Below are 25,745 nucleotides of genomic sequence, written 5' to 3'. Positions count from 1 at the left end.
GGAGGAAAAACAATGGTTGATATCAGCGGCTTAAATACCGGACAAAAGATCATTAGCTTTTTATCCAAAGTTGACACCTCGCGCGACGGCAGACTGGACGCCACAGAGATCGACAAAGCGGTTGAACAAGGGCTGATCTCCATCGATGACGCCAAAGCTTTAAAAGAAAAAATGGGCCCGGACGGCCTGCTCGACGCCAAAGAACTGATGAAGGTTGTCGAAGAAAAGAAAAAAGATCCAACTGTTTTCTCTGAATCGCAAGAGAACGAAGCGGCCGCGATCTATGAACCAGGCCACAATGTTTACGAAACCGTGTTGCGCGGCGGGGTCACTGTTTATCTCTTCGGCAGCGACACTAAAGCTTCCGTCCTGGCCAAGCCGGTAACCACGACCATCAATGGCCGCCAAACCACCCTCCCACCCGGCACCGAAGTCCGGATCGAGAACGGAAAGATCGCTTCTTTCGTCACGCCAAACCAGGCCAACGGCGCCCGGGTTGAGGTCCAATTAGCCGGGGGGCGGGTCGCGGTGCCGGCCGGAACTGAAGTCACCATAGTTAATGGCAAAGTAAAAAGCCTGAATATTCCCTCAGACGCGAGAATGATGGCGGTTGGATCCCAAACGGTCGCTTGGGCTGGAGTCAAAGCACCCCGGTCTGGGGAATACGCTTCAACAACGTCCGCCTTGGCCATTTATTTCGTTACCAATACCGACCTCCCGATCATCCTTGATAATGGGATCGAAGGGCCGGGAAGAAGTGTGGTCCGGCTTAGCGCGGTCGCCGACCCGGACGGCAAAATAGCCGTTAACGCCGAAGTCAGGCAAGCGGACGGGAGTTGGAAAAAGACCGACAATCTTGATCTCCGCCAAATCTTGAAAAGCCATTATGGCCGTGAGACCCAACCCAATATCTTGACCGTTTCTTTAAGCCGTCTTTCCCAGATCCCGAATTTACCCCACCCCACATCCAGCCAACCAATGGTAATTGATCTTAAACCTCTGGCCGCTTCGGTCGCCAGCGGCTTACCGGCTAACCGCCGAACTACAACAGAGGCCAAAGGAATCGCTGAACATGTTATTGATCTAAGAAGCGTCACTAATTCCAGCGATAAATACCAGCTCAAAATCGAGGTTGAAAAAAAAGTCGCCGATCTGGAAAAAGCGGTCGCCGAATACGATAACGCCCCCGCCGACCAGCGGGCAGCCAAGCTTGCCGCGCTCAACACGGCCAGCGGCGCACTTTACCTGGTTTTCCATGACAAGGTCGACCTTAACGCGTCCCAACAAGGAATTGTCGACGGAGCGAACCAGCGGATCAGAATCGCGCAAGAAACAAGGCAGGATATTGAAACCCGAAAAGAAGCCTGGGAAGAGGAACGGACCACCGGACTCAAAAACGAATTCCCCCGGATCGTCGATCATCATACCAACAATATCGCCGAATTGGCGACCCTGGTCCAAAACCCTGCGGCAAACACCAGGTTCGCCCGTTTCGATCATCCGGCGGTCAAGGGAATGGTCAGCGACGACATCAACACCCGGCGCTTGATCGGCCAGCGGGCGGTTTATTTATTGACCAGCGCCCATCCGGAAGCTACGCCAGCTGAACTTGCCGCCGTCAAGGGACCGCTACAGCCGTTCATCCAGGAATATCTGCCGGCCAATCAGCGGCTTTTAACCTTTACGCATCAAGGCAAAAACTACGCCGCCGTTGCCCAATATCAAAATGGCGATTGGCACTTGGCTTCCGGTTCTCTCCCTCAAGGAACATTCCTTCGGAACGAAGCTGGCGGCCTTCCCCAGGTCTGCCTGACTGAAACCTATGAGGTTGATCGCAGCCGAAGCGCTCACGTTCGAGGAGAAAGCTTTGACACTGGGCCGATCACGTCCACCCGGACCAGAACGATCCCGATCACCAGCCTGGAACATGTCGCCGCCCGGGGACGGACCCCAGTCGCCGCCTTCGTTGAACCAACGATCCCGGAACGGCCGGCACCGCCCGTTTCCCGCGGTCATGTCTCCGGCGAGGTTCTCCCCGGTTCACTCCAAATCCCGGAAGACTCGCAACCCGGACTTAACCCGCCGACCGATCAAACACCCCCCAGAACACCAAGACCGGCGCCAAGAAGCCCGCAGACCCCAGTTCCGCCAACCCAACCGCGGCAACCGGCTTTTGATCCCAATCTGCCAATCTCCAACTACGTCGTCCCCAATGACGCCGTTGTCGACAAAAGCGGCGGAAACGTTCGCCGGATCTCAATCCCGGCCGGCAGCAGGTCTACCATGACTTTCACCGTCCAGGAAGACAGCGGGCCGAAAACCTACACCCTCCATCCGAATGAAACCCTTTATTTTGACGGGGCCGGTCATCCAACCCACCGGGTATTCTATGGCGACGGTGTCCAACAAACCGGCCGCTTTGCCACTAACGAATCCAGAACTTACTTTGGCGTGCCAGCCACAGCAACGGCTGCGGCCCCGGTCCAAACTCCGGCTCAACCTCAAACCACAAGAACAGCGACGCTTAGAGAACCAACGCTTGACGAGATCGGCCTTGTCTTCATTCCTAGCCAAGAAGAGAAGATCCCCGCCGACGACTTTGGTCCGACCGAAGCCTCAACCAGGGTTCGGCCGGGGCCGGTCCGGACGACCTTGATTCGACCGCCAATCGCAAAAGAACAACCAACCAGTGACCAACCGGTTAGAGTTGCCGGTTCTCTTCCCCCAGACTTGGCCTTTAAGAGCCAAGAGGCGGATAGCAGCCGAGGCTATATTGAAAGTCAAACCAGCCCGACCAATGGAACATACACCGTTAATACTGCCGGCCGCCTATTGATCTACCCTCAAGATCCCAATAAAGTTGCCGTGTACAACCTTCAGCCTGGAGACAAAATCATGGTTCAAGGCAATAAAGTCGCCAGCCTGACCAGAGGGGACGCGACCTACACTTTTGCCGGGAACAACGCCTTCGTCGATACTTCAACTCCCGGCTTATTAAAACAAGATCGATCTCAAGCCAGTTTTTCTTCCCGTCCTCTGGCCAACGCACTTTCAACCGAAGGCGGAACCATCCCGCAAGGCTCGACCTATGTCGCCAGGAAAACCGGGGAAGGCCTTGAATTAAGTGTCAATCCGCCAAGAGGACAACACCCGGCATTGGTCACCTTTCAACACACCATACCGGCCGCGATCACTCTGTCCAACGGTAAAACGATTAACGCGGGTGAAACTATTTTAGTCGCTCCGGGCGGCAGGGTTCTGGCCGCTTACAATCCAACGAGCAATTCGGTTGAAGCGATCACCGGGAAAGCGTACGTCCCTGAAAGTCAGCGCGAAGAATATACCCTGGTCGGCCGCTCACCCGACAAACCGATTCAATTATCGGCCGGAACCCCAAATGTCCACGCTTTGAAAGCCGGGTCTTTCTTCAAGATCGGACCCAACGGCAGTCTGCAATATGTCGCTTCGATCAACAGGCAAAACGTGGTTATTCCCGTGCAAAGAAAACCAGAACAGCCAACCGCTCAAACCGTTACCTTCACGAACGGAACCGACCGGGCGGGACTGCTGGTCGGCAATAAGCTATACATTGTGTCCGCAAATAGCTATAGCGAATATAATCTTACCGACGGAACTGCCGTCCCAAACACTGCCGTCAGAAAACCAACCCCTACCCGCGTGGCACCCGCTCAACCGGCGCCGCGCCAAACAACCCCGCCAACTGTTTTGGCGGGCAACGTAACGCTCCCGGCCAATGATGCTTATTACGGCCGCCCGATAACCATAACCTTTGATGTGTCCGGTCGCTTAACCAACATTACCGGCGAAGGTGTTACCAGAGGAGGAAGTACATTAGGCAAAGCAACCATCTTCAGCGTCAACAAGCCGGGTACCGGCAGCCGGAACTTCTATCTCTCCGAACCATTAACGGCCGCCGACGGCCAACCAACTTTGGCAGGCAAAAGAGTAATCGTCGACCAACAAAGAAGGATCATCGCGACAATCGAACAGAATGGGACGGTCAACTTCGTTCCCTCCCAAAATCAAATTCAACTTGCCCAAAACAGTCCAATAATCAGCAATCAAGCCCCTCTCCCCGCCGCCATCGCGGCCACACCCTTGTCGCCGCAAGCGCCTGTCGACAGGAGAGCCAGAGCGAAAGACGAAGCGCATGTTACCGCGTCGGTCCAGCCCGCAATCGCCAACGCCCTGCGCCTTGAATTTAATGACAGCCGCGTTACTTATTCCGGAAGATTAATAGTAACTGTTTCCTTCACTAATGGGGACGTCTCAAAGCCGGTTTACGACCTGGACGTTTCTCAAGTAAAATCTTACACAATTGACGGCTTCGGCAGAAAAGAGCACTTGGAAAATAGGCCGCAACGGTTAATAACGGCCGTTCGCAGGCAATTGGGCGGTATCCGGTTTATTCCTGAAAATATCAGTCAGGACAATCGAACTAAAAGCTTTGCCGTTCCCGTGCCTTTAATTTCTCAACAATAACGAACCGCTAAAATAAAAGCCTGAAATCTTAATCGGCTCCAACCGATAACAGCCTGTGACGGTATTATTCCAAACCAGACGCAATTTCCTATTATCGACCGGGGCGCTGACCCTCGGTTGCGCTTCCGCAAGAAAACCAGCCGGACAGACGGTTGCCGTGATAAAAACACTCGCGACCCCGCTCCATCAACCGACAATTACCGCGTACCCGAACCTTAATCAAGCGGTCGCGGCAATCGTCAAACAGCAACCAACCCTGATCGCTTTCGGGGAGATCCATAAACTGGCGCCCAACCCGATCGTTTCCACCTCCCGCCGTTTTGCCGACACGCTCCCGCTCCTGGCCGACGCCGGCTATCGCGATCTAATCATTGAGTTTCTTCCCTTTGGGGAAAACGGCAAGAAAGAAGTCGTTGAGTATCTCCAAACCAGGACGCTCGGCCCCTTGCTTAGCGATTATATTATCGGCCATCCCGACGAAGAAGGGATCATGGCCATACTTTTACAAGCAAGAAAACTAAAGATCAAAGGCCAGGAATTCAATCTCCACGGCATCCACGCGCAAAACCGCCAGGAATATGAACAAGCAAACCAAAGCAACAACCCCTCCATTTCCCAATTGATCAATGAGCGAATGCTTTCGACCATTAATTCCCTGGCCGGCCGGCGGATCATAACTTACACCGGCGCCCACCACAATAATTTGGTCCCACTCCCGGACAAAGAAAACTTTAGCAACGGTAAAGCGTTAAGGAGGATACTCGGCGACAATTATGTGGAAGTCGACCTCTATTTACCGGAGTTGATCGCGACCGTTCAAACCATTTATCTATCCCTTGAGCACTTGGACCTTCCGTCAAGCGGCCTTAATTCAATCCGTTATCCCAACGGCCGGTATGTCATATTATTCGCTTACACCGATAAATAAACCCTTCCGAATGGCTTTTATTATTTAATAATTACCCGATCAATCCCGTCGATCTCCATGATCTCGACCCGAACGTCTTCCTTTTTTGAGGTCGGGATCACCTTACCGGTAAAATCCGGGTGAATGGGAAGTTCGCGGTGGCCGCGGTCGATCAAAGCGGCCAGCTGGACTTTCGCCGCCCGGCCATAGTCTTTGAGGCCGTCCAAAGCCGCCCGGGCGGTCCGCCCGGCATAGATAACATCGTCAACTAAGACCACAACTTTGCCGTCAACTTTGAATGGGATATCGGACTTTTTGATTTCGATGTAGGAGCCTTTTTCATTGAGGTCGTCGCGATAGAGGGAAACATCCAGCACCCCGACCGGCACCTTGTTCTTTTCCTGCTGGTTAATGATCTCGGCCAACCGCTTGGCAATCGGTACGCCGCGCTGCAAGACCCCAACTAAAACGATATGTTCGACCCCTTTATTGGCTTCAATAATCTGGTGAGCGATCCGGCGCAGGGCCCGGTTCATCTCGACTTCATCCATAATAATCTTGACGTTGGACTCAACTTTTTTTGCCATCACAGGTCACCTCCAAAATGCCTAAAACTGAAGAGAATCGGAGGAGGGAGGATTCGAACCCCCGATACCCGTTAAGGTATAATCGTTTTCGAGACGATCGCCTTCAACCACTCGGCCACTCCTCCAACTGGCGGAGGGGGAGAGATTCGAACTCTCGGTACGGGTTAACGTACACACGCTTTCCAGGCGTGCTCCTTCAACCACTCGGACACCCCTCCTAAAAAATGCGCCCAGTGCGACTCGAACGCACGACCTCTTCCTTCGCAGGGAAGCGCTCTATCCATCTGGGCTATGGGCGCAAAATTCAACTATAATAATAACATAAAAACGAGGCGTCGGCGAGAAGAAAGCCTCACCCCGTCACTCACTTTGTTCGTGACACCCCTCTCCATCAAAGATGGAGAGGGGAATGAATTCCGACGAAGTCGGAAGAAAGGGGTGAGGTGTTTTACTTAAACAACACCTGATGATAGTGGATGACCACCGGCCCCAGGACCAGGGCAACAATCGACATCAGTTTGATCAGGATGTTCATCGCGGGGCCGCTGGTATCTTTGAATGGGTCGCCAACCGTATCGCCGACAACGGAAGCGGCGTGGATCGCCGTCCCCTTCCCTCCCAGGTACCCCCCTTCAATCAGCTTTTTGGCGTTATCCCAGATGGCGCCGGAATTGGCCAGCATGATAGCCATCGGCACGCCAACGATCAGAGCGCCGGCCAGCATCCCCCCCAACCCTTCAGCCCCCAACAACAACCCAACGACCAACGGGATCAGAACGGCTGACACGCCGGGAACGATCATTTCCTGAAGGGCGGCGGCGGTACTGATATCGACGCATTGTTCGATCTGCGGCTTGGCCTTCCCTTCAAGCAAGCCTTTGATCTTCTTGAACTGGCGGCGGACCTCTTCGACCATCTTGTAAGCGGCCCGGCCGACCGCCTGCAGGGTCAGGGAAACAAAAACAAAGGGGATCAAACCGCCGATAAACAGGCCGATGATGACCTGGGGTTTAAGAATATCGATCGACTGCAGCTGAACAGTCTGGGTATAAGCGGTGAAAAGAGCCAAGGCAGTCAAGGCGGCCGAACCGATCGCGAAGCCTTTACCGATCGCGGCGGTGGTATTACCAAGAGAATCAAGCTCGTCGGTTATTTTTCTAACCTTAGCGGGGAGATGGGCCATGGTCGCGATCCCGCCGGCGTTATCGGCGATCGGGCCGTAAGCATCGACCGCCATGATCACTCCGATCGTCCCGAGCATCCCGACCGCGGAGATCGCGATCCCGTACAACCCGCCGAATAAGAAGGAAACATAGATCGCCAGACAGATCGAAAGGACCGGCAGGACGGTACTGCGCATCCCGACCGCCAGCCCGCTGATGATATCGGTCGCCGCCCCGGTCTTACAGGCGTCGGCAATTCCTTTCAAGATCTTGCCGGAAGTGTAGAATTCGCAGATCAGACCGATCACGCCGCCAACAACGATCCCGGAAAGGATCGCCCAGAAAACACCACGATCGTGGACCGTCAAAATGGTCAAATAATAAGCGGCGATCACAAAGAGGCCGCTGGCAACATAGGTCGCGTTGCGGAGCGCTTTTTGGGGATTCATCCGGTGGAAGAGCTGGATAAAAACCACGCCGACGATCGAACAGATCGTCCCCGCCGCGATCAGCATCAGCGGCAGAACCATCCAGCCGAACTGGTTGACCGACATCAGCGCGCCGATCGCCACGGTCGCCACGACCGCGCCAACGTACGATTCAAACAAATCAGCCCCCATCCCGGCCACGTCACCGACATTATCGCCGACCTGGTCGGCGATCACCGCCGGATTACGCGGGTCGTCTTCCGGGATCCCGGCCTCAAGTTTCCCGACCAAGTCCGCTCCGACATCGGCCGATTTGGTGTAAATCCCGCCCCCGACCCGGGCAAAAAGAGCGATCGAAGAAGCCCCCATCGAAAAAGCGGTCACGATCGCCACCTTGTTCGCCACGCCAGGGATCAGGAAGAGCAAGCCCAAACCCAGAACGCCGATCGAAGCGACCGCCATCCCCATAACTGCCCCGCCGGAAAAAGCGACGTCGAGAGCCAAGGAAGCATCTTTGCGCGCCGCCTGGGTCGTCCGGACATTGGCCCTGGTCGCGGCGTTCATCCCGATCAGTCCGGCTATGATCGAACAGAAGCCGCCAAAGGCATAAGCCAGCGCGACCTGAAGATTTAACAGCAAGGTCAGAACAATAAAGACGGCAACCATAAAAATAAAGATCGTCCAGGTCTGGCGCTTAAGATAAGCCATCGCCCCGTGATGGATCAGGCCGGAGATCTCGTTCATTTTGGGAGTCCCAAGCGGCTGGCGCAGAATAAAAATAAACAAATAGCAGGCAAAAAGGAACCCAACCCCTCCGGCAATTAGCGACCAGGAAATATATCCCATGTCATTGCTCCTTTATGTTAGTTTTCTGAGCAATCATAGTACATGTTATAATTCAATTCAACAATGTTTATCATTACCGAACGGCAATACAACATCATCATGAAACAGGCCCAGGACAACTGGCCGACGGAGACCGGCGGTTTTCTTGGCGGCCAGGAGAATAAAATACTGGGGGTTCTCCCTATTCCCAACAAAAATCCCGGCGATCAAACCTCAACCTTCGCTTTGTCCGACGATGATATTGAGCTAGCTTACCGTTTTCTGGTCAAGAACCGGTTGGAATATCTGGGGGTTTATCACACCCATCCGCGCGGGATCCCCTATCCTTCTTCCCAAGATCTCTCGCACAACCAAAAATATCTTTTCATCATCGGCCTGCAGGACCGGCGCAATCCGGAGTTATACGCCTGGCGGGTGGAAAACGGGCGGGTCACGCAGGAAGACATTAAGATCATCAGCGATTTTGGGGTTACGGTCGTCGACATTCATACCGGCCAGCCGAAGCTAATGGCCAACGCCACTAAAGCGGCCGCCGACAAGCTCGCCCACGACATCGACGCCATGATCGCCGGTCAAACTCCGGACTACCCCAGGTTTCAATCGAACAAATGGGACCCGTCGACTTTCAGCACGTTCGCGTAAATTATGATAAAAAACATTCTCTTAACTTTATTTTGCGTCGCGCTCTTGGCCGGCTGCGCCCAAGTCTTGAACGAACCGCTCCCCGCAACTCCGCCCGACAATGAATCTTTTCCGTCGGACAGCACCTACGACGACGCCGTCGGGCTTTACGTTTCTACAGCCGGCAGCGATACGGCCGGGGACGGAACAATCGGCAATCCTTACCGGACGGTCCAGCACGCGGTCAATCTTGCTCCGGCCGGATCGATCATTGTCTTGAGGACCGGCACCTACAATGAAAGCGTCGATATCCGAACGCCTCTGACCATCCGTTCCAAGAACGACGAATGGGCGGTCATCCAGACGCCCACCACCGACGACACTATTACCGAAACGATCAGGTTCAACATCGACACCGGCTGGACCTCGGGAGGAGCCAAGCTCTACCGGCTGGAACTGGTCGGCGGCTACTATTATGCCGTTAAGTTCGAAACGATGTGGGACTGGGGCGGCGCCGACCGGAGCGGAGTTTCCAACGTGACTATCGAAGCCTGCAAGATCCACGACACCGGCCGGGATTGCGTCAAGATCACCCCCAACTGCGACGACATCAGGGTCGTCAATTGCGAGATCTACAACTCCGGCGTTCGGGACAACAGCAACGCCGAAGCGATCGACAACGTCAACGGCGACCGGGCGATCGTCGCCGACTGCGTCATCCACGACATCGCCACCAACGGCTTATATTTTAAAGGCGGGGCGACCGATTGCGTCGCTGAACGCAATTATATTTACAATTGCGGCGGCGGCGGGATCGGCCTCGGTTACGACACCAGCCCGGAATTTTTCGACCTGACCGCCAATCCCGAATATTTCGAGAACATCAACGGGATCGTCCGTAATAACGTCATCTATAACACGCAATACTTCGGGATCGGAATGTACGCCGCTAAAAATCCCCGGGTCCTGAACAACACGATCGTCAACGCCGCCCAAACGGCGCATAGTCCGATCTATTTCGGGATCTCTTTCCAGGACTGGGACGCGGCCGCCGGCCGACCGGCCTGCGAAGGGGCGATCATTAAAAATAATATCGCCGTTTCCGCCAGCCCCGATTCCTACGGGGTCTTTATCCGTTATACCGGCGATCTGGGCGGATTAAATGCCTATAGCGGCATGCCGGCCATGGACCATAACCGTTATTATAAGCCGGGAGGCGGCTCGTTGGTTTTTGTCGATCAGCGCCCGGCCGGCAGTTTCAACGGCGATCTGGCAGGTTGGAAAAGCCATCTTTCCGGGGAGACCAACAGCACGGAAGGCGATCCTACTCTCGACAGCACTTATCATCTGAACAGCGGCAGTCCCTGCGTTGATGCCGGGGAAACGCTCTCCCAAGTCGTTTACGATATCGACAAGCAAACAAGAAGCGGTCTTTACGATATTGGGGCGGACGAAAGGTAACGAAGCAGCGCTTTGATCAGCGTCAGCGGGGTCGGCGGACAGCCGGGAATATGGAGCGCGACCGGCAAAACGGCATTGACCCCGCCGGCGATATAATAAGAGTCCTTAAAAACCCCGCCGTTCAGGGCGCAATCACCGGCCGAAACAACAAACTTCGGCTCCGGCATCGCGGCGTAAGTTTTCTTCAAGGCCAGCTCCATGTTCTTCGAGACCGGTCCGGTCACCAGCAAGGCGTCGGCGTGGCGCGGCGAAGCGACAAAGCTGACGCCGAACCGTTGGAGATCGTAAAATGGATTCGTCGCGGCGATAATCTCCGATTCGCAGGCCCCGCACGATCCGGTATCAACCTCCCGAATAAACAATGAACGGCGGAATTTGGCGGCGACCAAATCTTTCAATTCCGCGCCGTATTTTTCGTACTCAATCGATCGGGTCACTATCCCCCGGGACAAACGGGCGGCAATTACTTTATCAAAAACGCTCATAGGTCATTCCCCGCGTAAGAAAGATTAAAGCTCTTGTTGCAGACCGGAAAGTCAGGGATGATATTATCTTGGACCGCCGCGTTCAGGCCGATCCAGTTATGGAACGAAGGATCGACAATCTTTCCCCGTTCAATTTTACCGTCCGTAAAGCGAAGCCAGCATAGCACCGGGCCACGCCAGCTCTCCGCCCACCCCAGCGCTCGTCCGCTCCCAACTAAAACTTCGCCGGCAGCGATCGCTCCTTCAGGGAGCTTTCCGGCCAGGCGCTCGATCTGCCGGGCCGATTCCTCAAATTCGTCAAAGCGGATTTCCAGCCGGGCCAGAACATCCCCCTTCTCTCTCCTCACGACCTTCAAACCGTCGTAAACGCCGGGGAAAACGTCGCGCAGGTCAAGCTTGCCGCCGGAAGCCCGACCGGCCAGACCAATGACGCCAAGGTCCTCCGCCGTCTTCTTGCTCAATTCGCCGGTCGTTTCAACCCGGTCAAGGAAAGAGACGCTGGCCAAGAGCAATTCGCGCAGGCGCCGGAAATCACGGACAACCGCCGTCAGCTCGGTCAATAATCTTTGGACGCCGGCCTGGTCCAGATCGCGGCCGACCCCGCCCGGAAGGTTAACCTGTTTCAGAAAGCGGCTGCCGGTCAAGTCCGCGTTCAGGGCTTGCAGATTTTCCTTAAGGATCGAAGACTCCGCCGCCGGAAAAGTGAACCCGACATCCAGGGCGATCGTCCCGATATCGGCCACGTGGTTATAAAGGCGCTCCAGCTCCAGATAAATCGCCCTTAAATATTTAGCCCGCGGCGGGACAATGATCCCCCCGACTCTTTCCGCCGCCCGACAGCAAGCCAGGCTGTGAGCAAAAGCGGCGTCGCCGGCCACGCACTCGGACAACTTTACCGCTTCGGAGGCGTCCCGCCCCTCGAGCAGTTTTTCCACTCCCCGGTGGGTAAAGCCAAGCCGGCTTTCCAGATTGATAATTGGTTCTCCCGCGACGCTAAAGCGGAAGTGCCCCGGACCGATGATCCCGGCGTGGACCGGACCGACCGGGATCTCAAAGACCCCAACCCCGGCCACCGGCATGAACGGGTAAGTTCCGGTCCGCCCCGGAACGGAAACAAAATCTTTTTTTAAAGGATAATTACCCAGCGGCCAGACCTCATCATGAAGCCGCAGGCGCCGGCCATCCGGATTTCCTTCCGGTTCCAGACCGAACATTTCTTTGATCTCCCGCTCAAAAAGATTGGCCGAGTAGATCTCTTTGGCGATCGAAGCGAAAGCTGTTCCTGTCACTTTCTGTTCGACAAAAAACCATTGGCTCTGTTTCACGCCGATGAAGCCGGCCCTGACCACGAACGCCCCCTCGCTCGCGCGGCGGTCTTCGGCGAACATCAGCATCACGGTCGAGCGGAGGAATTTATGCAGGGCCAGACAGGCCGGCTTAAAATCGGCCGGCGCGACCTCAAAATAAATTTCATTGTCGTTGGTCTGTTTGACCGGGACAATTCCAAGCCTGGTTAATTCAAACAACAGTTTTTCCATCCTACATCCCCCGCAGAGTATCGACGACCAATAAGATCAAGCGATTGAGGGGCCCCGGCACCCAGAGACCAAGTATCACGATGATCGTTAAAAGGAAAAGGAAAGCCAGTTTGCCGGCCAGGTCTTCCTTAACCGGCAGTAATTCGGGCGGACGCGGGCCGAAAAGCATCTTGCCGGCGTGAAAGACCAGCGCGCCAAAGATCACCGTCATGAAGAATAGGACCAGGCCGGCGGTCAGGTATGAGCCGCGGCTAAAAGCGGCCATTAAGATCATGATCTCGCTCCGGAAAATAGAGAAAGGCGGAAATCCGGCCAAGGCAAACAAACCGGCCAGGAAGAAAAGACCAGTGAAAGGAAGAACGCGGATCACGCCGCGGATCGAATTCATGTTGTGGCGGTCGTAAGCCTGAATAATGTTGCCGGCGCCGAAAAACATTATCGACTTCGTCGCGGCATGGCCAAGAATATGCAGAAAGGCGCCGTAAAGGGCGAGCGGCCCCCCCAGCCCGATCCCGACCGCGATGATCCCCACGTGTTCAATACTGCTGTAGGCCAAAAGCCGCTTGAGATCTTTCTGCGCCAGGACAAACCCGGCCGCGACCAGTAAAGAAAGTAAGCCAAAAAGGATCATCAGATGGCTGAAGAAGCCAAAACCAACGCATTGGACGACGATCAGACCGTAGCGGATGATCGCGTAAAGAGCGATCTTTAGGAGCAAGCCCGAAAGAAGGGCGCTGGCCGGCGAAACCGCCTGGCTGTGGGCGTCGGGAAGCCAGGTGTGCATCGGGGCCAACCCGGCCTTGGTGCCGTAACCGACAATAATAAAAACAAAAGCCAGCTTGACCAGCGCGGGATTGAAACCGCCGGCGGCGGCCGAGAGATCAGACCAATTCAGGCTGATCCCGCCGGTCAAAGAGAACAAGTATGCGAAAAGGATCGTCCCCAGCAGGGCCAGAATGATCCCGACCGAACAGATGATCAAATACTTCCAGGCCGCCTCGACCGAGCTCTTGGTATTGTAAAAACCGACTAGGAAGGCGGAGACAAGGGTCGTCAATTCGATCGCCACCCAGAGGAAGCCGAGATTGTTGACCGTCGTCGCCAGCAGCATCGCCAGGATAAACAAGTTAAAAAGCAGGTAATAATAACCGCTCTTTTTATCAGTCACCGTCATTTTCCGCCGCTCGCGATCGAGGAAACCGATCGAGTAAAGCGCCGCCGCCAGGGCCACGACCGTAATGACCAGGATAAAAAAGACGGTCAAAGCGTCGACGTAAAATATTCCGCGAATAAACGGCGTCCGGCGCTCGAGGAAAGCAAAGAGAAAGACCAGCCCGCAGCCGAACTCCGCCGCGTAGCCCAGCACATTGATCAAGCCGAACGACTTGGAGCGGCCGATCAAAAGAGCGGCCAGGACCAGAAGCAACGGAATTATTAAGAGCGAATAAAGTTCCATCAGCCTTTCAACCTGTTCAGCCGGCTGACGTCAATACTGGTAAAGAGCCGGTTGATCCGGTAAACAAAAACCCCCAGGATCATGACGCTGACAAAAACATCCAGGAAGACCGCGATCTCGACCAGGAACGGCAAGCCGCCAGCCAGGGCGATCCCCAAGAGAAAGATCCCGTTCTCCATGACCAGCAGGCCGATGATCTGCGCCAGCGCTTTGAGCCGGAAGATCATGATCTGCAGTCCGACCAATAACAAGGTAAAAGCGGCGGTGCCGGCGACCTTCAGCAAGACCACCCCGCCGGGGAAAAGTTGGCCGGAAAATTGCCAGGCAAGATAAGCAAAAATCACCGCCAGGAGCAAAGAGAGCTGCGCCGACAAAAAGAAGCCGAGGTCTTCCGAGGCGCCGATCTCTTTGAGGATCTTAACCAGCAAATACGGGATAACGCCCCCTTTGACAACCAAAAGGAGAACGGCGATGACATAGATCCCGATCCCGCCCCCTTTCCAAGCCTCAAGAAAAGCAAGCGCCGCCAAAAAAACCGCCTGCAATCGGAAGATCCCGATCAGGGCGCTGAATCTTTTGGCCGCGACCAACGCGAAGGCGGTCAGTAATATTCCGTATAAAATAAAGGTCGTCATTTATACCCCCAGAGCGGCCGAAATGACCGCCAGCAGAGCCAGGATTCCGGCAAAGAAAAGAAAATCGACCACTCGGAAAAGCCGCATCTTGGCCAGCGAAACTTCCGTAAAAGCGACGATCACGGCCAGCACAAGAAGCGAGAGCAAAAACCAGCCAGCCTGGCTGACCAGAAACGGCCAGGCAACCAGCAGGACCAGGGAAAAGAAAATCGCTTGTTTTAGGTAAGAGGCCAGTTCAAGCAAAGCAAGCGAGCGGCCGGAATATTCCAGGGTCATCGCTTCATGGATCATCGTCAGCTCGAGATGAGTTTCCTGATTGTCGACCGGCAGCCGGGAAGTTTCCGCCAGGGTCGCCAGGAACAGGGCTCCCGCCGCCAGAATAGCCGGAACTCCCACCCCGCCGGCGGCAATCTGAAAAAGACCGGTCCCGCCGGCAACCAACGCGACGGCAAAGACCGCCAACAAAATAATCGGCTCAAGAAAACTGGCAAAGAACATCTCCCGCGAAGAGCCGAGCCCGCCAAAGGCACTGGCGGGATCAAGCCCGGCCAGGGCCAGAAAGAAGCGGCCCAGAGAGAGAACAAAGACCAACAAAATAAGGTCGCCGGCGTATTGGGCCAGCGCGCCGCCGCCGAAGAGCGGCAACATTGCGGCCGCGGTCAGCGTCGCCCCCAGAACAACGTACGGCGTCAGTTTCATCAGCCAGGAGGAATGTTCGGAAAAGCATTCGTCCTTGCGGAATAATTTAATGAGATTGAAATAAGGCTGGAAGAGCCCCGGTCCGCGGCGCAGCCGCAGATTATTTTTCACCTTAGTGATCACGCCGCTGATCAGCGGCGCGACCGCCAGCAACAATATTAACTGAATAACGATCTCCATAATTAAAACCTGCCTATAAAAAGGAGCAATAATAAAACGACGACCAGAATATAGGCCAAATAGATCTGAATGCTCCCGGCCTGGAAACGCTTCATCCCCTTCGCCGTCTGGAACAGTCCGCCGACGAACGGCAGATAAAAGAATTCCTTAAAGATCTTGGCGGTCCGCGCTTCATAAACCAGCGACCGGACATGGTAATGAGAATCCCTGGTCGTCTGGGTACTGCGAGACGGCCGCAGGAAAAAGCCGAAAGCAATCCGGAACGGCTTGGAAAAACCGGTCGCGGAATATTCCTGGCGCGGGGTCAACTGATAATAACCGCAATCCCAGGTCGGAACGATAGCGCGCCGTGACCGGCCAAAGAACAAAAAGGTCGCCGCGATCACCAGCCCGAAAGCGGTAAAAAGCGCCAGCGCGGCCAGGGGGGAAGACAAATTGGCCCCCGGCAGGCGTAAGATGTACTGGTTGAAAGCAAATAAAGGGATTGGCAGCCCGGCAGTCGAAGCGGCAACCTTCGCCAACAACTTAACGATCGGGACCGCCCCCAGAGCAAGCCCAATTATTAAGATCACCAGCCACCCCATTCCGAGCAGCATGGTCAGCGGCGCTTCTTTGGCTTTTTCCGCTTTGGCGCTCCTTGCCCGGGCAAGAAAGGTTAAGCCGAAGGTCCGGACCATGCAAGCGGCGGTCAGTCCGCCGGTCAAAGCGAGGACGGCGGCACAAAGGGCCAGGATAACTTTCAAACCGGCCGGAGCGGTCAGCGCTCCCAGGAACAAGACCTGCAGGGTCAGCCATTCGCTGATAAAACCGTTGAGCGGCGGAAGAGCCGCGATCGCCAGCGCGCCGACCAGAAAAAAGGCCGACGTCCAGGGAAGCTTGTTGATCAACCCGCCGAGTTTTTCCAGGTTTTTCGTCCCGGCCGAGCGATAGACGCTCCCCGCTCCCAGGAAAAGAAGGCTTTTAAAGGCGGCGTGGTTAATAAGATGGTATAAAGCGGCGATCATGGCCAGGCTCGCCAGCCCCGACTGGCCGAGCGGAATAAAGAGCATCGCCGCCCCCAGGCCAAGCATAATAATTCCGATATTTTCGATGCTGGAATACGCCAGCACGGTCTTGAGATCGTTATCGATCAAAGCATAAATTATCCCGACCAGGCAGGTCAAACAGGCCAGCAGGATAACGATCCCGCCCCAGAAGAGGGCCTGGATCCCCAAAACAAAAAAGACAAAACGCAACAGGCCGTAGATCGCCACCTTGATCATCACCCCGGACATTAGGGCGGAAATATGGCTCGGCGCCTGGGGATGGGCGTAAGGAAGCCAGAGATGGAGCGGGACGATCCCCGCTTTGATCCCGAAACCGATCAGAAAAAAGAAAAACAACAGGTCCCGGCTCCCCGCCGGCAAGACCGCGGAGTGCCAAGCCAGGAGATCGAAAGAGCCGGTATAATGATGGATTAAAAATATTCCCGCGGCAATAAAGGCCGCCCCGACGTGGCTCATGACAATATAGATCGTCGCCGCCTTGATCGACTTTTCGGACTCCGTTTCGAACATGACCAGAAAATATGACAACAGGGTCATTACTTCCCAACAGACCAGAAAAGTCAGCGCGCTCCGGACCGAAACGACCAGCAACATCGAGCCGATAAAGGCCAGGGCCAACAACTGGCCGACCATGATCTTACGGCGCGAATATTTACCCGATAAATAACCAAACGAATAAAGCATGACGGGCAAAGCAATAGCTACTATTAGAGCGAGGAAAAAGAAAGCCAGCGGATCAAGCAAGAATTCCCAATTGAACATTAGCGCCTTTTTCTATTCTGTCGCCAACGGCAGAAAATGTTGATTTCAACATTAACTTTACTCCTGTCGTTCCGGCTTGTCAAATTACCCGCCGCGAATTTATCTCTGGATTTCAGAGTTTTTTTAAGCTATTATTCCTTGCGGATTCTTATTTCGCAGCGGGAGGGATAACAATGACCGGATTAAACGGGGTCAGCGGACCAATCTTCCAAAACACAAGCTCCGACAATGCCAGCAAACCGAACGTAGCCAAAGAATACCAGCAGTACATCCTAAGCATGGAGCAGAACTTCAACACCATGCTCAACGATCTGGTCAGCGGCTCGGACAGCAAAAGCTCTTCCGATTCCGACACCCTCTCCTCGCTGATAAAAAGCACGACCGAAAGCGCCGACACTTCGACCGGCAGTTCGACCCTGCTCGACCAGCAGCGGCTGTCGATCCTGGAGCAGAACTCGCAGCTTTTGGGCCAGGAAGTAATTTTTTACAACTCCACGACCGGCCAACAAGAAACGGGAACCGTTAATAAAATATTAGTCAGTAGTACCGCCGTCCCATCGGTCGTCCTGACCGACGGCCGGGAACTCCCGGTCGCGTCGTTGGTCGGGCTCAAACAAAAGTAAAACGGCCCCTGATTTCATTGCCAAGGAGGTGCGAGCAAGAAACAAAAAAGTTGCGGATCGAACTTATCAGGAGGTTTCCAATGAAAAAGATTACCATGTCGCTTTTGCTCGCGCTTTGTTTTGCCTCTCTGGCTTCCGCGGAGCTGCTTGTAACCGCCAATCCGCTCGGCCAGGGAAAAATGGCCTTTGCCGGCGCCTACGTCTTGGACAGCAATTATCAGAACAGTACTGGTTTGACCCTGGGAACAATCGGCGGCTATTTCGGCTACGGCATAACCGACAAACTCGACACTTATCTTCAATACGGTCAGGGGACTGCCGGCGGCACGATTCCAACCGGCATCGGCGGGATGTCCGGAACCGGTTACGGCGCCAGCTTAAAATACACCATCTTGGATGAAGGCGTTTCCATGCCGGTCTCCGTTGCCCTTGGCGGCGGCTACAAGTCTTTCTCCAACAAAGTCACCATCACCGGTTTGGGTGACATCACTTCGACCAGCTCACAAATGATGATCGGCGTCGGCGTCAGCAAGATCATGGCGCCTTTCGTCCCTTACGGCGCGATCGCCTACCGCAGTACCAATGTCAGCACCGCCAACTCCAATTCCACCCAATTGGACCTGACGGTCGGCACCGCCATCGCCTGGTCGATGCAGGGAGCGGTCATGATCGAATACAGCATGCAATCGATCACCCCGCAGGCGGGGAGTAGCTACACCGGCGGAGAAATCGCGGCCAGCGTCGCTTATCGACTATAATCTTAGGGGGGGGGCCTGTTCGGGTCCCCCCTTTTTCCCGGGAGGAACAATCATGAATGAAAATTTAAAAGAAGAGTTCAAGGTATCCGGCGAACAATTACTGAAAAAGATCAACGAACTGATCAAGGAAGGAAATATCCGGCAGATCACGATCAAGGATAAGGAAGGGAAAGCGATCATTTCTTTCCCCCTGACCTTCGGCGTGATCGGCGCGGCCCTCGCTCCGGTCCTGGCCGCGGTCGGCGCCGTCGCGGCGCTCGTCACCGAATGCACGATCTCGGTCGAACGCAAAAGTTAATGAAAAGAAACATCTTGACCGTTTTTCTGCTCGCTCTCGCGCTTTTCGCCCTGATTGCCGGTTGTCTCTCCCTGCCGGGAGGCACGGAACGGCTAAGCGAAAAGGACAACGGCGGCGACCTTCACCTGACCGTCGGCGACACGCTGATCATCACTCTTAACGCCAATCCGACGACCGGCTACAACTGGGAAATTGAATCGCTCAACCCGCTGCTGCTTGAACAACGCGGCCAAGCGCAATTCCACGCGCAAAGCCAGGCAATCGGCGCGCCTGGAAAGATGACCTTTACTTTTAAAGCCATCGCTCCCGGAACCTGCGCTCTTGGTCTGGTTTACCGGCGGCCCTGGGAAAAGAACGTCAGCCCGATCGGTATTTTCAAGGTGACGCTGACGATCAAAGAATGATCAAAAAACCGGTTCGAAGTTCTGCTCCGAGATCGTAACCGTTAATTGGAACAATAAGATCTCCCGGCAATGGCTGTTCGGCATTAAATAAAAATCAAGGTCGGCGCGATAGTTCCCGGGCTCGCCGCTCAAAATTCCCTCGCCCGTTCTTTTAAATAAATCATAAACGTTGGTCCCGCGAAAGACCCGATCGGAGCGGTCAAATACGCCACCAATGCCAAGAATCGAGGACGCTTTGTTACCGGTCTGATTGCTCAACCAAAGTTCAAAGCTCAAAAAAGGAGAAAAAGCCTGGATATCAAGAATTTTAACCGGAAAGTCCGGCGGGCAGTCGACCCCGTGACGTCGACGCAACAATCGATGAAGCGTCAAAAAATCGGCTTCCTCCCCGATTTGCACCGCCAGGCCACACTCGGCCGCCGTAGTTACGCACTCCAAATTGGCTTTTATCGCCGGGATTGCTTTTTGTTTCAAGCAACCAAGCGGCAATTTGAAAGACGGGAACAACTCGAAAGTGCCTCGTAAATTGGCAGTGGAAAAAGGGATCTTCCCATCCGGATAAACCTGCAGGTCCGGCCGGCGCGCCAGATTGACGCAAGCCGACTTCGCCCTCATGTAGGCGGGGATATATTGTTGGGCTTGCAGCCGACCGATCATACCGGCAAATACAGGGAGAACGTCGTGCCGCTCTTTCCCGGTTCGCAATCGGTCGCGACGGTAACAAAACCCTTGTGTCCTTCGATCGCGTTCTTGACGATGGCCAAACCGATCCCCGACCCTTTTTGCCCCTTGGTCGTCTCACCGAAATCAAAGATCTTCGGCAGGAATTCGGCAGGGATCCCGCTGCCGTTATCGCGAACGTCGATCCGAACATAGTTGGCATCCGGCATGGAGTTTCGAATGATATCCTGATCTTTTGCCGAATTGACATAGTAGGCGGAAAGTTCGATCTCGCCCTGACCGTTGTCCCGGAGCGCGTCATAACTGTTGATCAGCAGATTGAGCAAGACCAGCTTGAATTTGTTCTCATCGAATTTGGCCTGCGGATTTTCGCCGTTTCCATTGATCAGGATAACAACACGTTTTTTTTCCAAATCTTTAAGGTGGCTAAAGGTATAAACCGCCCAATTAATGGTCCGCATGACCGACAGCGGCTCGGCGGAGATTTTGACCGGCCGGGTAACATCGAGCAATTCTTTAATGATATCTTTCATATCCCGCGACCGCTCCTTAATAATCCGGAACCTTTCGCCGGCTTGTCCAACGGTTAAGCGCTCAATGTCGGGAGCCCCGGCAACCAGCATGATCCCGCCAAGCAAATTATTCAGGTCGTGCGCCACCCCGCCGATCCGTTGAAATGCCTGGCGAAAAGACTTAAGTTGGGCTAATTCTTTCTGCGCTTCCCAGCTGATCATTTCCATAATTCTGGCTCGTTTCCTGGCATGACCAAGGCCCAGCGCGACAAAGGTCGGGACAAAGAACAAAGCGATATCTTTGACGGAATGATGCCAACTTTGTCGTTCCTCGGTCATCAGACCATGAGCGGAAAAAGTGAGGGAGAAGGCGAAGGTCAGGGCCATCAGCCGGTTATAGAATTTCCCGGCCCGGTTGACCGCCAGCTTAAAATTGTCGGGCATCTGGGAAAGTTCCGTCATCGTCCGGTTGATTATTTCTATCCTGTGTTCCAAACGGCAAAGCATCATCTTCGTGGTCGTCATTCCTGGAACAACGGATAAGGCCCGCAGCGGATATTTACTCCATTGCGCCATCTGGATCTCGATCCGGTTCCCCAGGCCGACCTTCCGATCCCAATGATCAAAGGCGCGCGGCTGCCACCAAGGGGAAACATAAGCGGTTGATTTACGAACTTCAATCTTCATCGATCTCTCCCTTCATAATTTACCGTTACTTTATCGGAAAAGAACGACAATAATTTCAGGGAAAATCAAGCGGACTTAGAAGCGGTAGCCAACCAACGCGGTCAAGCCGGACCGATCGGTCCCCGACCGAAGCGTTCCCAGGCCGAATTCAAAGAAAAGCCGGCCGTCAGCCAGTTTGGTCTCGCCGCCATAAATGAGCCCGCCCCCCAAAGAGCGCCCTCCACCGGCCGAGGAGATTAGCGGCAGATTAACCCCCGCGCCAACGTACGACCGCATTCCAACCGTCTCCGGCGGGTTAAGGTAATAATACACGTCGGTAAATAGGGCTAAATGGGTGCCGGACCCTGAAGCAAGCAAGCCGCCGCCCCGAACATTAAGCTCGCCGACCGGCAGGCCCCATTCGCCTCTGACCGCCGCCAGATTAGCAAAGTAACCGGCGGCAAAAGCGAACTGACCGGCCCAGGCAGCTTTCGCCGGGGCCGGCAAACTGGCAACTTTAACCGGGTGTTTTAGGACTTTCGGAAGCCCGCCCAGCGGATCATAAGCGATTACCGGCTCCGGGGTTGGCGCCGCTGCCGTAACTTCAGGGGTCGCGACGGCTTCGGCAGTCAGGGCGGCAACCGCCAAAGTTTCGATCTTCGGCAAAGCATAAAGGATCTCCAGCTCGGCATTGATCCGTTCGATCTCCTGCTTTCGTTCCGCCGCGGTATAAGTTTCTTTAACGCCTAAACTGTGTTCCAGGTTATAAAGGCGCGATTTTAAGACTTTGATCATTTCACGACGACCTTCCGGAGTCAGGTTTTTGGGGCTAAGCTCGGCCAGAGCGGGAACGGCCAAAAGTCCGGCGATCATGATCAGGGTCGCAATTTTTTTCACATAATGAGCATAATAGTTATCGCTCACCCTGTCAATATAGTATAATTCAGCCATGGACCTCTTTGACGCCAATCTCAAGCATTACAAGGAAAAGAACGCGCCGCTCCCCCACCGAATGGCCCCCCGCGGCCTCGATGAGATCGTGGGCCAGGAGCCGATCCTGGGGAAAGGGAAGCTCCTGCGCCGCCTGATCGAGACTGACAAGGTCTCCTCGGTTATTCTTTACGGGCCGCCGGGAACAGGCAAGACCGCTATCGCCCGGGTAATCGCCAACTCGACCAAAGGACATTTTGAATGGCTTAACGCCACGGTTGCTAAAGTCGAGGATATCCGGCGGGTCAGCCTGGAATCGAAGGAGCGGATCAAACATTACGGGACTAAGTCGATCCTCTTTCTTGACGAAATCCATCGTTTCAATAAACTCCAGCAGGACGCACTCCTTCCCGATGTCGAAGAAGGAAACCTTATCCTGATCGGCGCAACGACGGAAAATCCGTTTTTCTACGTTAATTCAGCCCTCGTCTCCCGCTCCAATATTTTCGAGTTGAAACCTCTGACCACAGAACAACTGAAAGAAGTCCTAAAATTCGCTCTGACCGACACCGAACGAGGGCTCGGCCAGCTCAAGATCAAGATGGAACAAGCGGCGCTCGATCACCTGGCCAAGCTTTCCGACGGGGACGCCCGACGCGCCCTGACCGCCCTGGAACTCGGCGTTCTCTCCACCTCTCCGGAGAAAGACGGACGGATCCATTTTACGCTCGCGGTCGCCGAAGAATCGATCCAGAAAAAAGCGGTCGTCTATGATAAGAAAGGCAACCAGCATTACGACACCATCTCCGCTTTTATCAAATCGATGCGCGGCAGTGACCCCGACGCCGCTCTTTACTACATGGCCAAGATGATCTACGCCGGGGAAGACCCCCGCTTCATCGCCCGCCGGATCGTCATCTGCGCGGCGGAAGATGTCGGCAACGCCGATCCTCTGGCGCTCGTCGTCGCCAATTCCGCCATGCAGGTCGCCGAGTTCGTCGGGATGCCGGAAGCCCGCATCCCTCTCGCCCAGGCGGCAGTCTATGTCGCCACCGCTCCCAAGAGCAACGCCTCATACCTCGGGATCGACGCCGCGCTTAAAGACGTGGAAGAAAACCCGACCCTGGAGGTCCCGCTCCACCTGAAGAACGCGACTTATGAAGGTGAAAAGAAGATGGGGAAAGGCCAGGGTTACAAATACGCCCACAGTTTCGAAGGGGGCGTGGTCAAGCAAGACCATCTGGCCGAAAAGAAAAAATATTACGAACCGAAAGAGATCGGTTTTGAGAAGAAGATCAAAGCGAGGATGGACGAACTTAAGAATCTCCCTCACCACCCGTCCCCCTCTCCCAATGGGAGAGGGGGAGAAAGGGGGTGAGGGCATGTCTACCCGTCTTCTTGGCGCTCATATGTCGATCGCCGGCGGCGTTGATAAAGCGATCGAACGGGGCCTCTCGATCGGCTGCAGCGCGATCCAAATTTTCGTTAAGAACAACAACCAGTGGGTCGGGAAACCGTTCGCGCCCGGCGAAGTTGAACGTTTCAAATCCGCCCGTGATCAAAGCAGCCTTTTTGTTTTCGCTCACGCCGGTTATTTAATTAACCTTGCCGCCCCACCCTCCGATAATCTTGAAAAATCGCTTCGCTCAATGCAAGACGAGCTGGAACGGTGCGAAGGGCTTAAGCTCCCTTTTATTGTCCTCCACCCCGGCTCCCACCTGGGGAAAGGCGAAGGCCAAGGCCTAGGCTTGGTGATTAAACATCTTAATGAACTGATCGAACAAACTAAAGGCTTTAAAGTGAAAATTGCCTTGGAAACGACCGCCGGCCAGGGCTCAAACCTTGGTTATAAATTCTCTCATCTGGCGGAGATCATCGCCGGAGTTAAAGCGCCGGAAAGGCTCGGGGTCTGTTTTGATACCTGCCATTCATTTGCCGCCGGGTACAATCTAAAAGAAGATTATCAAACAACCTGGAAAGAATTTGAGCGGACAATCGGATTAGATAAGCTCCTGGCTTTCCATTTGAACGATTCTAAAACCGGCCTCGGCGCCAAAAAAGACCGCCATGAACAGATCGGCCAGGGGGAGCTGGGGCTGGAACCGTTTCGCCTCTTGATGAATGACCTGCGTTTTGAAAAGCTGCCAATGATCCTGGAAACACCAAAAGGACCAGAAATGAAGGAAGACGTCGAGAATTTAAGGGTTCTTCGTAGCCTCACGCTCACCGCTTAAGGCAAAAAACAAAGGTTCTTCTTGTCTCAACCAGTTCAAATAATTATTACGGTTCTCAATGAACTGCCGCCATAAGGCTTCCCGATAGGCCACCCATTTTTCGTGAGGGAGCAGCCATTTGATCGCCGCCAAAACCCGCTCATCTTCAAGCATTGCCCAGTGCAACGATAAAACTCGTTCCCTGTTTTTGTTTTCCGCCAAATAAGCTGGAAAGAATTTCTTAATTAGGGCGGTTTTCGCCTGGGTCTTATTATTGACAACGAATACCAGACTGACCGCAGCCATGGCTTGGGGATCAGGGACCTGGTAAGCGTCAAAATCAAAGATCTTCTCATAGTCCTTAAAGCGATCGTCAATTTTCTCCCGCCGTTTTTCCGCTGACTCCCAATGGCCGGACCAAAGCTCACAAAATACTTTTCTAACCATTAAATAGGCGAACCCCGATTTCAAGTCACTACCAGCTACTAATAAACAGAGCGTCGCCGCCAGGTCGCCGACTAAAGGACGAAACCAATCATAATAAACAACTTTGCCGTTAAACCCCCGGTATTTTCTAGTCACTGAATTGATAAAACCGTCCAATGTTGTGATTAAAAAAGGGGTAACTAGCCATTCAATCTTGGCCCCGCCATAATGGGCATGAAGTATATCTTTCAGCGTGGAAAGGAACATATAGGCGCCGGAGGTCACCAATAGCGAATCAGTTAATTTGTCCCACTTGATATGGTCGGCATTTTTCCACCAAACCGTGACATCCCGTCCATGCTTTGCGACCAGATCGGCCGCGACATTTCTAGCGGCATTCAAAGACAAATAAGCAAAAGCATGATAAAAATCAGTCGGCACGCCAAGTATAATATTCAGATTCGACAGATTGACCTGCCCCAGCATTGCCCAAAAACTTAAACCCAGTTTGATCGACAAACCACCCCAGGTCAACGACGGGATCTCTTCAACCGGGACACGCTGCATCGGTTCGGCGCTGTTAGTTGTACTTATGGTCTCATTAATTGCGGAATAGATTGCCCCTTTATAAGGAACAAGTTTTCCCCAATCAATCGCGTTTGGCCCCTCAACGATCAAACCAAGATGATAAACAAGCCTTTTGGCTGAAAAAATTGTTGACGGCCGATAATGCTCCACCGGGACAAATCTAGCGCGTTGACGGCGAACCGCCATTTTAAGAAATCCGGGTTCTTTAGGCGGAACCGAAGCAACCTTAACCATGCTTGAAGTATAGCTAAAGAACATTACTCCCTGATAACTTCGCGGTTAAATTATTGTTACAGGCTCCCGCTCTTCCTTAATTGACATAGCTTACG

Annotated in this window: 22 protein-coding genes and 3 tRNA genes; 10 read left to right on the top strand and 15 right to left on the bottom strand. The window is 54.1% G+C overall.

Going from position 1 to position 25,745, the window contains the following annotated elements:
* Window positions 1-12 precede the first annotated feature (12 nt).
* Window positions 13-4,503, top strand: a complete 4,491-nt coding sequence (locus tag WC772_06990) for a hypothetical protein (GenBank protein MFA6170497.1) — start codon at window positions 13-15, stop codon at window positions 4,501-4,503.
* A 55-nt stretch (window positions 4,504-4,558) separates the two neighbouring features.
* Window positions 4,559-5,431 (top strand): hypothetical protein, encoded by an 873-nt coding sequence (locus WC772_06985; GenBank protein MFA6170496.1) that lies wholly within the window; start codon window positions 4,559-4,561, stop codon window positions 5,429-5,431.
* A gap of 20 nt (window positions 5,432-5,451) precedes the next feature.
* On the opposite strand, the gene pyrR is transcribed toward WC772_06985, so the two are convergent.
* The 5 genes from pyrR to WC772_06960 form a co-directional block, all read right to left on the bottom strand.
* On the bottom strand, window positions 5,452-5,997 hold the full coding sequence (gene pyrR, locus WC772_06980) for a bifunctional pyr operon transcriptional regulator/uracil phosphoribosyltransferase PyrR (protein ID MFA6170495.1): 546 nt from the start codon (window positions 5,995-5,997) through the stop codon (window positions 5,452-5,454).
* Between the two features lie 38 nt (window positions 5,998-6,035).
* Window positions 6,036-6,122, bottom strand: a tRNA-Ser gene (locus tag WC772_06975).
* A 3-nt stretch (window positions 6,123-6,125) separates the two neighbouring features.
* Window positions 6,126-6,215, bottom strand: a tRNA-Ser gene (locus WC772_06970).
* 7 nt (window positions 6,216-6,222) lie between these two features.
* Window positions 6,223-6,296, bottom strand: a tRNA-Arg gene (locus tag WC772_06965).
* Window positions 6,297-6,445: 149 nt separating this feature from the next.
* Complete coding sequence (locus tag WC772_06960) at window positions 6,446-8,434, bottom strand: sodium-translocating pyrophosphatase (GenBank protein MFA6170494.1); 1,989 nt, start codon at window positions 8,432-8,434, stop codon at window positions 6,446-6,448.
* 63 nt (window positions 8,435-8,497) lie between these two features.
* On the opposite strand from WC772_06960, the gene WC772_06955 reads away from it, so the two are divergent.
* A complete protein-coding gene (locus WC772_06955) occupies window positions 8,498-9,076 on the top strand; it encodes a Mov34/MPN/PAD-1 family protein (GenBank protein ID MFA6170493.1) in 579 nt (192 codons plus the stop codon).
* 3 nt (window positions 9,077-9,079) lie between these two features.
* Window positions 9,080-10,516: a right-handed parallel beta-helix repeat-containing protein gene (locus tag WC772_06950; GenBank protein MFA6170492.1), complete on the top strand. Its 1,437-nt coding sequence runs from the start codon at window positions 9,080-9,082 to the stop codon at window positions 10,514-10,516.
* Here WC772_06950 and WC772_06945 read toward each other — a convergent pair.
* The 6 genes from WC772_06945 to WC772_06920 are packed head-to-tail and all read right to left on the bottom strand — an operon-like array spanning window position 10,489 to window position 17,317.
* On the bottom strand, window positions 10,489-11,001 hold the full coding sequence (locus WC772_06945; protein MFA6170491.1) for an NADH-quinone oxidoreductase subunit B family protein: 513 nt from the start codon (window positions 10,999-11,001) through the stop codon (window positions 10,489-10,491). The two genes, WC772_06950 and WC772_06945, sit on opposite strands and share 28 nt — an antisense overlap.
* A complete protein-coding gene (locus tag WC772_06940; protein MFA6170490.1) occupies window positions 10,998-12,539 on the bottom strand; it encodes an NADH-quinone oxidoreductase subunit C in 1,542 nt (513 codons plus the stop codon). Before WC772_06940 ends, WC772_06945 begins: the two co-directional genes overlap by 4 nt.
* 1 nt (window position 12,540) lies before the next feature.
* Window positions 12,541-13,995, bottom strand: a complete 1,455-nt coding sequence (locus WC772_06935; GenBank protein MFA6170489.1) for a hydrogenase 4 subunit F — start codon at window positions 13,993-13,995, stop codon at window positions 12,541-12,543.
* The gene (locus tag WC772_06930; protein MFA6170488.1) at window positions 13,995-14,630 is read right to left on the bottom strand and encodes a hypothetical protein; all 636 of its coding nucleotides are present in this window, start codon (window positions 14,628-14,630) and stop codon (window positions 13,995-13,997) included. The genes WC772_06935 and WC772_06930 overlap by 1 nt, the downstream gene beginning before the upstream one ends.
* A complete protein-coding gene (locus WC772_06925) occupies window positions 14,631-15,509 on the bottom strand; it encodes an NADH-quinone oxidoreductase subunit H (GenBank protein ID MFA6170487.1) in 879 nt (292 codons plus the stop codon).
* Window positions 15,510-15,511: 2 nt separating this feature from the next.
* Window positions 15,512-17,317: a proton-conducting transporter membrane subunit gene (locus tag WC772_06920; protein MFA6170486.1), complete on the bottom strand. Its 1,806-nt coding sequence runs from the start codon at window positions 17,315-17,317 to the stop codon at window positions 15,512-15,514.
* A gap of 173 nt (window positions 17,318-17,490) precedes the next feature.
* Here WC772_06920 and WC772_06915 point away from each other — a divergent pair, with 173 nt between their 5' ends.
* From WC772_06915 to WC772_06900, 4 genes are all read left to right on the top strand, one after another.
* Complete coding sequence (locus WC772_06915; protein ID MFA6170485.1) at window positions 17,491-17,940, top strand: hypothetical protein; 450 nt, start codon at window positions 17,491-17,493, stop codon at window positions 17,938-17,940.
* Between the two features lie 80 nt (window positions 17,941-18,020).
* Window positions 18,021-18,698, top strand: coding sequence for a hypothetical protein (locus WC772_06910; protein ID MFA6170484.1), 678 nt, complete (start codon window positions 18,021-18,023; stop codon window positions 18,696-18,698).
* A gap of 52 nt (window positions 18,699-18,750) precedes the next feature.
* A complete protein-coding gene (locus WC772_06905) occupies window positions 18,751-18,996 on the top strand; it encodes a DUF4342 domain-containing protein (protein ID MFA6170483.1) in 246 nt (81 codons plus the stop codon).
* Complete coding sequence (locus WC772_06900) at window positions 18,996-19,400, top strand: protease inhibitor I42 family protein (GenBank protein MFA6170482.1); 405 nt, start codon at window positions 18,996-18,998, stop codon at window positions 19,398-19,400. The genes WC772_06905 and WC772_06900 overlap by 1 nt, the downstream gene beginning before the upstream one ends.
* On the opposite strand, the gene WC772_06895 is transcribed toward WC772_06900, so the two are convergent.
* The 3 genes from WC772_06895 to WC772_06885 form a co-directional block, all read right to left on the bottom strand.
* A complete protein-coding gene (locus WC772_06895; GenBank protein ID MFA6170481.1) occupies window positions 19,401-20,057 on the bottom strand; it encodes a hypothetical protein in 657 nt (218 codons plus the stop codon).
* Window positions 20,054-21,280, bottom strand: coding sequence for a HAMP domain-containing sensor histidine kinase (locus WC772_06890; protein MFA6170480.1), 1,227 nt, complete (start codon window positions 21,278-21,280; stop codon window positions 20,054-20,056). The genes WC772_06895 and WC772_06890 overlap by 4 nt, the downstream gene beginning before the upstream one ends.
* A gap of 75 nt (window positions 21,281-21,355) precedes the next feature.
* On the bottom strand, window positions 21,356-22,156 hold the full coding sequence (locus WC772_06885) for a hypothetical protein (GenBank protein MFA6170479.1): 801 nt from the start codon (window positions 22,154-22,156) through the stop codon (window positions 21,356-21,358).
* Window positions 22,157-22,208: 52 nt separating this feature from the next.
* On the opposite strand from WC772_06885, the gene WC772_06880 reads away from it, so the two are divergent.
* Together WC772_06880 and WC772_06875 are read left to right on the top strand one after the other, a co-directional pair.
* Entirely contained in the window at window positions 22,209-23,567 is a 1,359-nt protein-coding gene (locus WC772_06880) for a replication-associated recombination protein A (protein MFA6170478.1), read from the top strand.
* Window positions 23,568-23,571: 4 nt separating this feature from the next.
* Entirely contained in the window at window positions 23,572-24,423 is an 852-nt protein-coding gene (locus tag WC772_06875) for a deoxyribonuclease IV (GenBank protein MFA6170477.1), read from the top strand.
* Here the strand turns inward: WC772_06875 and WC772_06870 are convergent.
* Window positions 24,388-25,650, bottom strand: a complete 1,263-nt coding sequence (locus WC772_06870) for a hypothetical protein (GenBank protein ID MFA6170476.1) — start codon at window positions 25,648-25,650, stop codon at window positions 24,388-24,390. The genes WC772_06875 and WC772_06870 overlap by 36 nt on opposite strands.
* Window positions 25,651-25,745 lie beyond the last annotated feature (95 nt).

Source organism: Candidatus Margulisiibacteriota bacterium (assembly GCA_041661965.1).
Classification (GTDB): Bacteria; Margulisbacteria; WOR-1; order O2-12-FULL-45-9; family XYB2-FULL-48-7; genus XYB2-FULL-45-9.
The sequence above is the reverse complement of the archived record's forward strand: the minus strand, read 5'-3'. Positions and strand labels throughout refer to the sequence as shown.

Bases quoted from the DNA above. Each gene is read 5' to 3' on its own strand.
- WC772_06945 (MFA6170491.1), bottom strand. From the start codon at position 11,001: ATGAGCGTTTTTGATAAAGTAATTGCCGCCCGTTTGTCCCGGGGGATA.
- WC772_06920 (MFA6170486.1), bottom strand. From the start codon at position 17,317: ATGTTCAATTGGGAATTCTTGCTTGATCCGCTGGCTTTCTTTTTCCTC.
- WC772_06900 (MFA6170482.1), top strand. From the start codon at position 18,996: ATGAAAAGAAACATCTTGACCGTTTTTCTGCTCGCTCTCGCGCTTTTC.
- WC772_06890 (MFA6170480.1), bottom strand. From the start codon at position 21,280: ATGAAGATTGAAGTTCGTAAATCAACCGCTTATGTTTCCCCTTGGTGG.
- WC772_06915 (MFA6170485.1), top strand. From the start codon at position 17,491: ATGACCGGATTAAACGGGGTCAGCGGACCAATCTTCCAAAACACAAGC.
- WC772_06940 (MFA6170490.1), bottom strand. From the start codon at position 12,539: ATGGAAAAACTGTTGTTTGAATTAACCAGGCTTGGAATTGTCCCGGTC.
- WC772_06870 (MFA6170476.1), bottom strand. From the start codon at position 25,650: ATGGTTAAGGTTGCTTCGGTTCCGCCTAAAGAACCCGGATTTCTTAAA.
- WC772_06930 (MFA6170488.1), bottom strand. From the start codon at position 14,630: ATGACGACCTTTATTTTATACGGAATATTACTGACCGCCTTCGCGTTG.
- WC772_06955 (MFA6170493.1), top strand. From the start codon at position 8,498: ATGTTTATCATTACCGAACGGCAATACAACATCATCATGAAACAGGCC.
- WC772_06950 (MFA6170492.1), top strand. From the start codon at position 9,080: ATGATAAAAAACATTCTCTTAACTTTATTTTGCGTCGCGCTCTTGGCC.
- WC772_06905 (MFA6170483.1), top strand. From the start codon at position 18,751: ATGAATGAAAATTTAAAAGAAGAGTTCAAGGTATCCGGCGAACAATTA.
- WC772_06925 (MFA6170487.1), bottom strand. From the start codon at position 15,509: ATGGAGATCGTTATTCAGTTAATATTGTTGCTGGCGGTCGCGCCGCTG.
- WC772_06910 (MFA6170484.1), top strand. From the start codon at position 18,021: ATGAAAAAGATTACCATGTCGCTTTTGCTCGCGCTTTGTTTTGCCTCT.
- WC772_06990 (MFA6170497.1), top strand. From the start codon at position 13: ATGGTTGATATCAGCGGCTTAAATACCGGACAAAAGATCATTAGCTTT.
- WC772_06880 (MFA6170478.1), top strand. From the start codon at position 22,209: ATGGACCTCTTTGACGCCAATCTCAAGCATTACAAGGAAAAGAACGCG.
- WC772_06875 (MFA6170477.1), top strand. From the start codon at position 23,572: ATGTCTACCCGTCTTCTTGGCGCTCATATGTCGATCGCCGGCGGCGTT.
- WC772_06935 (MFA6170489.1), bottom strand. From the start codon at position 13,995: ATGGAACTTTATTCGCTCTTAATAATTCCGTTGCTTCTGGTCCTGGCC.
- WC772_06895 (MFA6170481.1), bottom strand. From the start codon at position 20,057: ATGATCGGTCGGCTGCAAGCCCAACAATATATCCCCGCCTACATGAGG.
- pyrR (MFA6170495.1), bottom strand. From the start codon at position 5,997: ATGGCAAAAAAAGTTGAGTCCAACGTCAAGATTATTATGGATGAAGTC.
- WC772_06960 (MFA6170494.1), bottom strand. From the start codon at position 8,434: ATGGGATATATTTCCTGGTCGCTAATTGCCGGAGGGGTTGGGTTCCTT.